This window comes from Brucella gallinifaecis (genome assembly GCF_006476605.1).
Classification (GTDB): Bacteria; Pseudomonadota; Alphaproteobacteria; order Rhizobiales; family Rhizobiaceae; genus Brucella; species Brucella gallinifaecis.
This window is the reverse complement of sequence record NZ_ML636802.1, coordinates 307,017-319,947: the sequence shown is the minus strand read 5'-3', so window position 1 is coordinate 319,947 and position 12,931 is coordinate 307,017. Positions and strand designations below refer to the sequence as shown.

The window sequence follows — 12,931 nt, the reverse complement described above, 5'->3', positions numbered from 1 at the left end:
TGAATTTCAGTTTTCTCTTACTTTGTCAGTGCCACGATACGGTCAAGCGCTGCACCAAAGCCCTTCAGCGAAACCTTGAATGCTACCGGCTGGCTCGGGCTGAGCGCAGTGGTCGTCACATTGAGATTTGCAGCCGCCTTCAATGCCGCAACCTGCTTGGCATCAAACGTAACAGGCGACAGGCAGCCTTGTGGCAGACAGGTGGAAAAAGTCAGATTAGGACCAGTTGCTTCATCGATCTTGAGTGACGCACCTTTGGACAGATCAAGGCCGAACGGCATCAACAGCACGCCTTCAACCTTGCCGCCATCCACATTGCGCAGCTCGGCAGTCAAAACACGCTGGCCTGTCTGGGCGCTGTTCTGGTCCTGACGGATTGCGCAGACAGTTGTATCCTTCTGGGACTGGCAGGAAACGGTCCAGTCCTGATAGGTTTCCTGCAATGTGCTTGCACCGCCTGGCAGTGGCGCTGCAAATGCGGCAAAGCCGGAAAGGGTGGTGAACGCAACTGCGAGGCTGATCGAACGATATTTTTTCATTATTGTAATCTCTATCTATATTCGTGATACGCAATGTTGATCTGACAGATCTCAAATCTCAATCTATTATTGAACACAAAACAAGAAGCTGTTCAACAGGCAATTTATTATGATTTTTTAATTATATTAAGCTTTGCTAAAAGATGGCGGTCAATACGAAAGTATTCACATCTTCGATTACAGCGTATTTTAAGTTTTTTGTAAGATTAAAATACGCTGTATCATCTGTTGTTGTTTTAGCGTGGCAGCTTCATATGACGGTTGACGTCCTTGTAAAGCAGATAGCGGAACTTGCCCGGCCCACCAGCATAGCAAGCCTGCGGGCAGAAGGCACGCAGCCACATGAAATCCCCCGCTTCCACTTCCACCCAATCCTGATTGAGCCGGTAGACGGCCTTGCCTTCAAGCACATAAAGCCCGTGTTCCATGACATGGGTTTCGGCAAAAGGGATCACTCCGCCCGGCTCGAATGTCACCACGGTCACATGCATGTCGTGGCGCAGATCATTGGGATCAACAAAGCGTGTTGTCGCCCATGCGCCATTGGTGTCGGGCATCGGGGTCGGCGCGATGTCCTTTTCATTCAGGAAAAGCGGCTCTGGCACCTCAAGGCCTTCGACATATTCATAAGCCTTGCGTATCCAGTGAAAACGCGCAACCGCGCTTGAATTGTTGCGAAGCGTCCAGCCGCTTTTGGGCGGCAGATAGGCATAGCCGCCTTCGCTCAACACATGATTCTGACCGGAAATCGTGACGCTCACTTCACCTTCAACCACAAACAGCACGCCCTGCGCACCATTATCAAGTTCTGCGCGTTCGCTGCCACCGCCCGGCTGCACTTCCATAATATATTGCGAAAAAGTCTCGGCAAAGCCCGAGAGCGGACGGGCAATAACCCATAGCCGTGTTTTGTCCCAGAAGGGCAGGAAGCTTGTAACAATATCGCTGAATGTACCTTTCGGAATAACCGCATAGGCTTGCGTGAACATGGCGCGATCTGTCAGAATTTGCGTCTGTGGTGGCAGGCCACCAGTCGGGGCGTAATAATTACGGTTCATGGTCTTGTCCTAGTAAAGCGTCTCGGGAAGCATATCTTTCAGCCGCAGCAGCGCAATGCGTTCGACCTGTTCACATGCGGTTTGCAGTTCCTCTTGCTGGCTGTTTTCAACACGCCGTTTGAAAGCGTCGAGAATTTCTTTTTTGTTACGGCCCTTGACCGCGATGATAAATGGAAAGCCGAATTTTTGGCTGTAAGCGTCATTAAGTTCGGTAAATATCTTGCGTTCTTCATCGGTCAGCGCGTCCAGTCCGGCAGAGGCCTGCTCGGATGTGGATTGAGGCGTCAGGCGTTTTGCGCGAGCGAGCTTTCCGGCAAGATCAGGATGGGCACGCAAAACACTGAGCTTTTCATCATCCGTTGCTGCGCGAAAAGCGCGGACCAGAACCGTGTGAAGACCGGATGCAGAATCCGCGAGCTCCGTCAGGCCCATGTCATAGGCACGTTCGGCAATCCACGGCGAATGTTCAAAAATGCCGCCATATCGGGCAACAAAATCCGACTTGCCGGCCTTGGACGGAAGCACATCTGCCTGTTTCGGCTTATGATGCGCGTGCCAGTGACGCGCAATATCGACACGCTTGGCCACCCAGACCTTGTCATGGCTCTGCACATAATCGAGGAAGCGTTCAAGTGCTGCCATACGACCCGGGCGACCAACCAGACGACAATGTAAACCAATCGACATCATCTTTGGCGCACCTTCAGCCCCCTCACGATAAAGCACATCGAATGTATCCTTGAGGTAGCTGTAAAACTGATCGCCAGAGTTGAAACCCTGTGGCGTTGCAAAGCGCATATCATTGGCGTCGAGCGTATAGGGCACGATCAGATGCGGACCGTTTGGTCCCTTTACCCAATAGGGCAGTTCATCGGCATAGGAATCGGCTGAATAAAGAAAACCGCCTTCCTCCATCACCAGTTTCAATGTGTTATCCGAAGGCTTGCCCTGATAAATGCCCAAAGGTCGGGAACCCGTAATTTGCGTATGCAGCCGCACGGCTTCACGAATATGTTCGCGTTCCACCTCTTCGGGCACGTCCTTATATTCCCACCAGCGCAGACCGTGGCTGGCGATTTCCCAGTCGGCTTCTTTCATAGCTGATACAGCTTCGGGATTGCGTTCCATGGCAAGGGTCACGCCATAGACGGTGACTGGCATATTACGCCGCGTGAAAGCACGCCATAAACGCCAGAAGCCGGCGCGGGCGCCATATTCGTAAATCGATTCCATATTGAGATTGCGTTGTCCGCTCCATGGCTGGGCGCCGACAATTTCTGAAAGCAGGCATTCCGATGCCGGATCACCATCGAGAATACAGCTTTCGCCGCCTTCTTCATAATTGACGACAAATTGCACGGCGATATTGGCTCCACCCGGCCAGCATGGGTCTGGTGTGTTGCGGCCATAGCCGACCAGATTACGCGGATAACTCATAGGATATTCCCTCGATTTTGTCTGTTTGGCCCATGATAATAAAGATTTATGCGGAGCATTCCCCCTCAAATTTTTGAAAGACATCCAACAATTAGCATCTTTCCCAAGACAGAACTTCGGTCAATAGTCAGCATCGGGAACAAGTGTGGTTCGCAGACAGTTATGATCTGAAAAAATAGAAATCGCACAATATCAATCGCCTGCAATAATTCCGGCGCCGGCGGCGGGAGATTAAATGGGTCAGGAAGTCAGACATAGTATCCGTTTTTTACTGAACGGCGAGATGGTTGAACTTGAGCATGTTTCGCCCACCGAAACTTTGCTCGATTATCTGCGTCTTACGTGCAAACTGCGTGGCAGCAAGGAAGGCTGCGGCGAGGGCGATTGCGGCGCATGCACGGTGCTGGTCGGCAAGATCGTGGCTGACGAGCTGATTTATGAAAGCGTGAATGCCTGTATTCGTTTTGTCGGTTCGCTGGATGCTACCCATGTCGTGACCATTGAGCACCTGCGCGGTTCTGACGGTGGCCTGCATCCTGTGCAAAAAGCGATGATCGACTTTCACGGCTCGCAATGCGGCTTTTGCACGCCGGGCTTTGTCATGTCGCTTTATGCGCTCTGGATGCGCAATCCAGAACCCGCTGATGCGCAGATTGAAAAGGCCTTGCAAGGCAATCTCTGCCGTTGCACCGGCTATGAAGCGATTATCCGCGCAGCGCGTGCAATTTCTGATTACGGCACACTGACAGACGACCCGCTTGCGAGCGAACGTGCCTATGTGCTCAACCAGCTTAAAGCCTTGCGCGATGGCGCAAGGGTTGAGATTGCTAACGGCACTGATCGTCTGGTTGTGCCTGCTGATCTCAATGATTTTGCCACACTCTATGCAGCCGAACCAAAGGCCACGATCATTGCCGGTTCAACCGATGTCGGGCTTTGGGTTACAAAGATGATGCGCGATATTTCGCCGGTGATCTTTATCGGTCATCTTAATGAACTGCGCATGATGCGCGAACAAGATGGCGTCATCAGCATTGGTGCAGGCGTCACCTATACGGAAGCTTTTTCATTTCTGGCACAGCGCATTCCCGCACTGGGAAATCTGATCAACCGTATTGGCGGCCAGCAGGTGCGCAATATGGGCACCATCGGCGGCAATATCGCCAATGGCTCACCCATTGGCGACACGCCGCCGCCATTGATTGCGCTGGATGCAAGGCTGACACTGCGCAAAGGTGGGGAGTGCCGGACAATCCCGCTGCAAGAGTTTTTCATTGCCTATGGCAAACAGGATCGTCAGCCGGGTGAATTTGTGCAAACGCTGCATGTGCCGGTGCCGGATGAGCGCAGCCAGTTTGCCATTCACAAAATCTCCAAGCGTTTTGAGGAAGATATCACCGCAACATTGGGTGCTTTTCATCTCACACTTGATGCTGACGACAATGTTGCATCCATCCGCATTGCCTATGGCGGCATGGCGGCAACGCCAAAACGGGCGTTGAATGTGGAAGCAGCCCTTTTGGGCAAGCCATGGAATGAGGCGAGCATTGAAGCCGCTTTGCAAGCCTATAGCCTCGACTATCAGCCATTGAGCGATATGCGTGCAAGTGCGCAATATCGCCTGCTTGCCGCGCAAAATCTTCTCCGCCGCTTTTATGCGCAAACGCAAGGCGCGGACGAAGCCTTGCGTAAGCCAAATATAGCCGCCGCCTAGGGAGGATGACATGAACAGGCATCCTGCAAATGAAATCAAAGCGGCCTTTATTAAAGGTGGTGTGGCGACTGACCAGCGTCATGATTCAGCCCATAAGCATGTGACGGGCGAAGCAGTCTATATTGACGATATAGCTGAGCCTGAAGGCACGCTGCATATTGGTATCGGCTTCTCAACCGTGGCCCATGGCAAAATTACTGGCATTGATTTGTCTGCCGTGCGTTTGGCTCCCGGCGTGGTTGATGTGCTGACTTATAAGGATGTGCCGGGCGAAAATGATGTTTCGCCATCGGGCATGCATGATGATCCGATTTTCGCGGTCGACACGGTTCAATTCCATGGCCAGCCGATTTTTGCGGTTTTAGCCCGCAGCCGTGATCAGGCGCGGCGTGCTGCACGCCTTGCCAAAATCGACTATGAAGAAATGCCGGGCCTGTTTTCCATTGAAAATCTTGATGGCACCAAGGACCGGCTGGTTTTCACGCCGCTGACGCTTAATCGCGGTGACGCCCGCAAAGCCATTGATGAAGCCCCGCGCAAGGTCAAGGCGCGTATGAAAATCGGCGGACAGGATCATTTTTATCTTGAAGGGCAGGTGTCACTTGCTGTCCCCGGCGAAGATGAAGATGTGACGGTTTATTGCTCCACACAGGGACCCAGCGAAACCCAGCATCTGGTGGCGCATGCGCTGGGTGTGCCGAGCCATAGCGTGACGGTCGAAGTACGCCGCATGGGTGGCGGCTTTGGCGGCAAGGAAACGCAGGCCAATCAATGGGCTGCCATTGCAGCAATCGCGGCCAAAAAACACAAGCGTGCGGTCAAAATCCGGCTTGATCGCGATGAAGACATGACTTCTACCGGCAAGCGGCATGATTTCGTGGTCGATTATGAAGTGGGTTTTGATGACGAGGGCAATATTCTTGGCGTCGATTATCTCTTTGCATTGAATGCCGGTTTTTCTGCCGATCTGTCTGGTCCGGTCGGCGATCGGGCACTGTTTCATTGCGATAATGCCTATTTTTTCCCGGCGGTTCATGCACAGTCGGCACCACTTTATACCAATACGGTGTCCAACACCGCCTTTCGTGGTTTTGGCGGGCCGCAGGGTATGGTGGGGGCCGAGCGCGTGATCGAGGAAGTGGCTTTCGCGGTCGGCAAAGACCCGCTCGAAATCCGCAAGCTCAATTTTTATGATGAAATGGGCACAGACGGCACGCGCAATGTGACCCCCTATCACCAGAAGGTGGAAGATTGCATCATTCAGCGCATTGTGGCCGAGCTTGAGCAAAGTGCTGATTACGCAAAGCGCCGCGAGGCCATTCGCGAGTTCAATGCGAAAAGCCGCTATGTCAAACGCGGCATGGCGCTGACGCCGGTGAAATTCGGCATTTCCTTCACCAAGACGGAATCCAATCAGGCTGGTGCGCTGGTGCATGTCTATAATGACGGCTCGGTACATATGAACCATGGCGGCACCGAGATGGGGCAGGGGCTTCATCTCAAAGTAGCGCAGGTGGTGGCTGAAGAATTCCAGATCGATCTTGATCGTGTGAAGATCACCGCAACAACCACCGCAAAAGTGCCAAACACAGCACCCACCGCAGCATCTTCGGGCGCTGACTTGAACGGCATGGCTGCACAGGATGCAGCACGCCAGATCAAAAAACGGCTTATTCATTTTGCTGCGCAGCAATATCAGGTGCCGGAAGATCAGATCATTTTCCTGCCCAACCGTATTCGCGTGGGCGAGCAGGAAGTGAGCTTTAATGATCTGGTCAAACAGGCCTATATCGGGCGCGTGCAGCTTTCTGCATCGGGCCATTATAAAACCCCGAAAATCCATTGGGATCGCGCCAAGGGCAAAGGGCACGCCTTTTATTATTACGCCTATGGCGCTGCCTGTTCCGAAGTCTCCGTTGACACATTAACCGGCGAATATGTGGTGGAACGCACGGATATTCTGCATGATACCGGGCGCTCGCTCAATCGCGCCATTGATATTGGTCAGGTGGAGGGCGGCTTTGTGCAGGGCATGGGCTGGCTGACCACGGAAGAGCTTGTCTGGGATGATAAGGGGCGTCTGCGCACCCATGCGCCATCAACCTATAAAATCCCGCTGGCCTCTGATCGTCCGAAGATTTTCAATGTGGCGCTGACAGACTGGTCGGAAGCTTATGAGCCGACAATCCACCGCTCCAAGGCGGTGGGGGAGCCGCCGCTGCCGCATGGCATGTCGGTGCTTTTTGCGCTTTCCGATGCAGTGGCAAGCGTTGCCGATCACAAGATCAGTCCGCGCCTTGATGCACCGGCAACGCCTGAGCGGGTGCTGATGGCTATTGAGCGATTACGCGCTCGTAAAGGTTAATCTTATGGGCGGTAGAAGGGACGACATAAGGGCGTTTCTGAACAAGCGGCCCGAGAGTGTTCTGATAGAAGTGACGGATGTCAAAGGCTCTGCCCCGCGTGATGCGGGTGCGTGGATGCTTGTTGCCCGTGATATGATTTTTCGTACCATTGGCGGCGGCCAGCTTGAATATATGGCGATTGATCACGCGCGAAAAATTCTGGCTGGGGGCAAGGATTCCCCGATGAATGTTCCTCTTGGTCCTGAAATTGGCCAATGCTGCGGCGGTCATGTGGGCTTAAGCTTCAAGCGCGTAACCCGTGGTCTTGCAGAAGAACTGGTTGCCAATATTGATGCAGAAATCGCCATGCGTCCGCATGTCTATGTTTTCGGTGCAGGCCATGTTGGTGATGCGCTGGCCTATGCCCTCTCGCTCACACCTGTGCGGGTTATTCTGGTCGATACGCGCGAAGCGGAGCTGATGGCTGTTGATGCGCCGGGCGTTGAAACCTGTCTTGCGGCCATGCCCGAACAGGTGGTGCGTTCAGCGCCACCGGCCAGCGCATTTATCGTGCTGACCCACGATCATGCGCTTGATTTTCTGATCGTTTCAGAAGCCTTGCAGCGGCGCGATGCCGTCTATGTCGGGATGATCGGCTCAAAAACCAAAAAAGCCACGTTTAAGAACTGGTTGAAACGCGAATTTGGCAGCGATGATGTGTTTGAAAATCTCGTCTGTCCGGTTGGCGGTGCGCTCGTCAAAGACAAGCGCCCGGAAGTCATCGCTGCGCTGGCTACGGCAGAGGTTTTGAGCGCTGTTCTGACTTCCAGTAAGGTTTTGCAGAGCGTTTAAGCTAATATTTCCCTGATCATCCGCTGGCAACGTTCTGTCATGAAATCGATAATCAAACGCACTTTCGGGTCCTGAAAACGCTTGTGTGGATAGATCGCAGCAAGCTGGATTGATGCCGGTGGTGTGTTTTCTAAAAGAGGAACCAGCCGCCCGTCGCGGATATAGTCTTTCACTTCAAACAGCGGTTTGTTGATGATTCCGCGTCCACCAAGCGCCCATTGCGTCAATACGTCGCCATCATCGGAATCATATGGCCCGGTGACTTCAAATTTGCGCAGACCCTCCGTCGTTTGCAGCGACCAGTAATATTCTTTTGAGCCGGGAAAACGTAACAGCAGACAATCATGCTGATTACCCAGCAACTCATCAGGCGTCTGTGGGGTGCCGTGTTTTTCCAGATATGCGGGGGCTGCGCAAATCACGCGCTCACAGTTTAAAATGCCCCGCATCCGCAGATTGGAGTTTTCCAGCACACCCAGTTTGAAAGCAACATCAACGCTTTCACTCATGATGTCGATCTCATGATCAGATAGCCGCAGGCGCACTTCTATGTCTGGATATTGGTCGTGAAACTCTGGAATTCCGGGGGCAATCACCCTTCGCCCCAGTCCCAGAGGCGCTGTAATGCGAATTGAACCTTTCGGATTTTTGGCGAGTTCCGCGATTGCTGCTTCGGCTTCATCAACGGCTTCGAGTATTTTTATCGCACCATCATAAAATATGCGGCCATGTTCGGTCGGGGTCAGTTTGCGTGTTGTTCTGTTGAAGAGCCGCACGCCCAGATGCTTCTCCAGCTCCTTGATGCGATTGCTGGCAACGGCAGGTGATGCACGTTGGTCGCGCCCCGCCGCCGAAAGATTTCCCAATTCGACAACGCGCACAAAAATGCGCAGATTATCAAGGTAAGACATGGGTTGATTTCACCATTGTATAGTTTTTTTTGAAAGTGCTGATCTTGATGCGACGTTCACACAGGCGCAAAGCTTTGGCAAATAATAAACTAACAAATAAGGGAACCACTAATGGGAGAGCCGCATGTATGATCTTGCCGTGGCATGGGACTGGCTGGGCTTTGCAGCACGCTGGCTGCATGTGGTCACTGCGATTGCATGGATCGGCTCGTCTTTCTATTTCATCGCGCTCGACCTTGGCCTGCGTCAGCGTCCCGGCTTGCCCGTAGGGGCGCATGGCGAAGAATGGCAGGTCCATGGCGGTGGTTTTTATCACATCCAGAAATATCTTGTTGCGCCTGCCGAGATGCCCGAGCATCTGACGTGGTTCAAATGGGAATCCTATGCCACATGGCTGTCGGGTTTTGCGCTGCTTTGCATCGTCTATTATGCGGGGGCTGATCTTTATCTGGTCGATCCGAATGTGCTCGATGTCTCCGCACCAACAGCAATCGCCATTTCGATTGCTTCGCTTGCCTTTGGCTGGATCGCCTATAACGCTATCTGCAAGCTGATGCTCGGCAAGAGCGATACGCTTTTGATGATCATCCTTTACGTTATTCTGGTGTTTATGGCCTGGGGCTATACGCATTTGTTTACAGGTCGCGCAGCCTTTCTGCATCTGGGCGCATTCACCGCGACAATCATGTCTGCCAATGTGTTCATGGTGATCATTCCCAACCAGAAAATCGTGGTGGCCGATCTTATTGCCGGACGCAAACCTGATCCGAAATATGGGAAAATCGCAAAGCAGCGCTCAACGCATAATAATTATCTGACGCTGCCGGTTCTGTTTCTGATGCTCTCGAACCATTACCCGCTGGCATTTGGCACTCAGTTCAACTGGATCATCGCCTCGCTGGTGTTTCTGATGGGCGTCACAATCCGCCACTGGTTCAACACCCGCCATGCCCGCAAGGGCAATCCGACATGGACTTGGCTTGTTACGGTGCTGCTATTTATTGTGATCATGTGGCTTTCAACCGTGCCGAAAATCCTGACCGGTGAACCGAGCGAGCAGAAAATCTCATCGTTGCAACAAGGTTTCATCTCGGACCCGCATTTTGATAAAGTGCGCGATACTGTTTTGGGACGCTGTGCGATGTGCCATGCAAAAGAGCCGGGCTGGGAGGGCATTATCGCGCCGCCCAAGGGCGTAGTGCTTGAAACGGACAGGGAAATTGCAGCCCATGCCCGTGAAATCTATTTGCAGGCTGGCCGTTCCCATGCCATGCCGCCTGCCAATGTGACCGCTGTAAGCGTGGATGAGCGCAAGCTTCTCACCGCCTGGTATGAATCCGTGACTTCTGGAGCAAAATAAGAATGACCAAACTTCTCATCCGTGGCCGCGTGCTCAGTTTTCGTGATGAACCGCAAGCTCTGGATGATGCGCAATCCTATCGCTATATCGAAGATGGTGCCGTGCTGATTGAAAATGGCCGCATCGCACGACTTGGCAACTATGCCGATGTGAGCGCTGAAGCAGGCCATGATGTGCAAGTCGCTGACCATCGTCCGCACCTCATTTTGCCGGGTTTCATCGACACGCATATCCACTATCCGCAGACACAGGTTATCGCATCTTATGCGGCCAATCTTCTTGAATGGCTCAACACCTATACATTCGTGGCAGAGCAGAAATTCGCCGATGAGCAGCACGCGGAATTTATCGCTGAGCGCTTTCTTGATGAGTTGATCCGCCATGGTACAACGACTGCCGTGGCCTATTGCTCGGTGCATCCGCAAAGCGTTGATGCCTATTTCCGCGCATCGCAAAATCGCAATATGCGTATGCTGGGCGGCAAGGTGATGATGGACCGCAACGCACCGCCTGTGCTCTGTGATACGGCGCAATCCGGCTATGACGACAGCAAGCAACTGATTGCCCGTTGGAACGGCAAAGACCGGCTTGATTATGTGATTAGCCCACGTTTTGCGATTACTTCGACACCAGAACAGATGGAAGCAAGTCAGGCACTTGCCCGAGAACACCCCGAATGCTTTATCCAGACGCATCTTTCAGAAAACATTGAGGAAATCGAGTTTACGAAATCGCTCTATCCAGAAGCACCGGATTATCTTGGCATTTATGAGCATTATGGTTTGCTGGGCAGCAAGACATTGCTGGGTCACTCCATCCATCTTGAAGAGCGCGAAGTGAAACTAATGGCCGAGACAGGCTCGGTTGCCGTTTTCTGCCCGACTTCCAACCTGTTTTTAGGCTCCGGCCTGTTTGATCGTGATCGCCTGAAAGCTTCAAACGTGCGCATGGCTGTCGCCACCGATGTCGGCGGCGGCACCAGCTTTTCGATGCTGCGTACGCTCGATGAGGGCTACAAGGTTTTGCAACTGCGCGGCAACCGTCTCAACCCGTTCCAGTCCTTTTATATGATGACCCTTGGCAATGCGCGTGCGCTGTCGATGGAAGACAGGATCGGCACCCTTGATGAGGGTACAGAGGCCGACATTGTGGTGCTTGATTCCTCTGCCACATCGCCAATGCGCCTGCGCATGAAGGCAGGCGCCACGCTTGAGCAGGAATTGTTCCTGCTGCAAACGCTGGGTGATGACCGCGCGATTGTCGAGACCTATGTAGCGGGTAAACCCCTGAAATCGGAACTTGCTTAGGGTCCTGACCCTAGGCTCGCTGTGCTGCATGTAATCGCGTGATTGCTTTTATATGTTCGTTCGGAAATAGTGCGGCCAAATAATAATCAATACCGGGAATCCCATGACTCTTATAACCGCTGCTATCACTGAGCCGAAAAAATTTCTGACCAGCCTGTTTGACGCAGCAATTGCTGCTGCTGATCCTGAGCTGGTTATCCGTGCCAATCTGCCGGAAAAGCCAAATGGTCGGACGATTGTGATTGGCGCCGGCAAAGGCTCGGCACAAATGGCGGCTGCTTTTGAGCGAGCATGGGCTGAAAAATATCCCAATGCTCCGATTGAAGGCATTGTCGTCACACGCTACGGTTATGGGGCAGCTTGCAAAACCATAGAAATCATCGAAGCCTCGCATCCGGTGCCGGATGATGCAGGGCTTGCGGCGTCAAAACGTTTGTTTGATGCTGTGTCAAATCTGACGCAAGATGATCTGGTTGTAGCACTTGTGTCTGGCGGTGGTTCGGCCTTGCTGCCTTCACCGCCTGATGGTCTGACCCTTGAAGACGAGATTGTGGTCAACAAGGCATTGCTGGCATCGGGCGCACCGATTGCGGCGATGAATGCAGTGCGAAAACATCTCTCAAAGATCAAGGGTGGCAGACTGGCAGCGCAGGCTTATCCTGCCAAAGTCTTCTCGCTGGTGGTTTCCGATATTCCGGGCGATAATCCTGCTTTTGTGGCTTCCGGCCCGACAGTGCCCGATGCAACCTCTCGTGATGATGCGCTCAAAATCATTGAACGCTACAGGCTGAAACTGCCCGATGCGGTGCTCGCACATATCAGAAGCGAGGCGTCTCATGCGCCAGGGCCCGATGACAGGGTTTTTGCCAATAATGAAGTGCGGGTGATTGCCTCGGCTGCCGTTTCGCTCGAGGCAGCCGCGAAAGAAGCGCAGCGCCATGGCATCGAAGCGGTAATCCTGTCTGATTCAATCGAAGGTGAAGCGCGTGAAGTGGCCCATGTTCATGCGGCAATTGCGCGGGAAATTGTCGATCGTAATCGCCCGTTCAAAAAGCCGGTCGTGCTGCTTTCCGGTGGCGAAACCACCGTCACCATCCGCGTCAAAGGCGGCAAGGGTGGCCGCAACAGTGAATTTCTACTGGCTTTTGCGCTCGATATTGACGGTTATGACAATATTCATGCGCTCGCTGCCGATACTGATGGCATTGATGGATCAGAAAATAATGCCGGTGCTTTTGCCGATGGCACAACCGCTTTGCGGCTGCAAAAAATCGGCGAGGATGGCGCTGCCCAGTTGAACGCCAATGATGCGTGGAGCGCATTTGATGCAATCGATGATCTGTTTTCACCCGGTCCGACCGGCACCAATGTCAATGATCTCAGGGCCATTCTCATAACAGGGTAGAGC

At 53.0% G+C, this 12,931-nt stretch carries 10 protein-coding genes; 6 read left to right on the top strand and 4 right to left on the bottom strand.

Annotated elements, in window-relative coordinates; all coding sequences use genetic code 11:
• Window positions 1–17: 17 nt before the first annotated feature.
• From FHY56_RS06170 to puuE, 3 genes are all read right to left on the bottom strand, one after another.
• Entirely contained in the window at window positions 18–539 is a 522-nt protein-coding gene (locus FHY56_RS06170) for an invasion associated locus B family protein (RefSeq protein WP_140904289.1), read from the bottom strand.
• Between the two features lie 236 nt (window positions 540–775).
• Window positions 776–1,597, bottom strand: coding sequence for a bifunctional allantoicase/(S)-ureidoglycine aminohydrolase (locus FHY56_RS06165; RefSeq protein ID WP_140904288.1), 822 nt, complete (start codon window positions 1,595–1,597; stop codon window positions 776–778).
• 9 nt (window positions 1,598–1,606) lie between these two features.
• Window positions 1,607–3,034, bottom strand: coding sequence for an allantoinase PuuE (puuE, locus tag FHY56_RS06160; RefSeq protein WP_140904287.1), 1,428 nt, complete (start codon window positions 3,032–3,034; stop codon window positions 1,607–1,609).
• 235 nt (window positions 3,035–3,269) lie between these two features.
• Between puuE and xdhA the strand changes: the two genes are divergently transcribed.
• Genes xdhA through xdhC form a run of 3 tightly spaced genes read left to right on the top strand, consistent with a single transcriptional unit; the run spans window position 3,270 to window position 7,945 of the window.
• Window positions 3,270–4,748, top strand: coding sequence for a xanthine dehydrogenase small subunit (gene xdhA / locus FHY56_RS06155; protein ID WP_140904286.1), 1,479 nt, complete (start codon window positions 3,270–3,272; stop codon window positions 4,746–4,748).
• A 10-nt stretch (window positions 4,749–4,758) separates the two neighbouring features.
• Window positions 4,759–7,113, top strand: a complete 2,355-nt coding sequence (xdhB, locus tag FHY56_RS06150; protein WP_140904285.1) for a xanthine dehydrogenase molybdopterin binding subunit — start codon at window positions 4,759–4,761, stop codon at window positions 7,111–7,113.
• Window positions 7,114–7,117: 4 nt separating this feature from the next.
• Window positions 7,118–7,945 (top strand): xanthine dehydrogenase accessory protein XdhC, encoded by an 828-nt coding sequence (gene xdhC / locus FHY56_RS06145; RefSeq protein ID WP_140904284.1) that lies wholly within the window; start codon window positions 7,118–7,120, stop codon window positions 7,943–7,945.
• Here xdhC and FHY56_RS06140 read toward each other — a convergent pair.
• Window positions 7,942–8,856, bottom strand: a complete 915-nt coding sequence (locus tag FHY56_RS06140; RefSeq protein WP_140904283.1) for a LysR family transcriptional regulator — start codon at window positions 8,854–8,856, stop codon at window positions 7,942–7,944. The genes xdhC and FHY56_RS06140 overlap by 4 nt on opposite strands.
• A gap of 124 nt (window positions 8,857–8,980) precedes the next feature.
• Between FHY56_RS06140 and FHY56_RS06135 the strand changes: the two genes are divergently transcribed.
• The 3 genes from FHY56_RS06135 (at window position 8,981) to FHY56_RS06125 (ending at window position 12,928) form a co-directional block, all read left to right on the top strand.
• Complete coding sequence (locus FHY56_RS06135) at window positions 8,981–10,216, top strand: urate hydroxylase PuuD (RefSeq protein ID WP_140904282.1); 1,236 nt, start codon at window positions 8,981–8,983, stop codon at window positions 10,214–10,216.
• 2 nt (window positions 10,217–10,218) lie between these two features.
• Entirely contained in the window at window positions 10,219–11,523 is a 1,305-nt protein-coding gene (gene guaD / locus FHY56_RS06130) for a guanine deaminase (protein WP_140904281.1), read from the top strand.
• Window positions 11,524–11,626: 103 nt separating this feature from the next.
• Window positions 11,627–12,928: a glycerate kinase type-2 family protein gene (locus FHY56_RS06125; protein ID WP_140904280.1), complete on the top strand. Its 1,302-nt coding sequence runs from the start codon at window positions 11,627–11,629 to the stop codon at window positions 12,926–12,928.
• Window positions 12,929–12,931 lie beyond the last annotated feature (3 nt).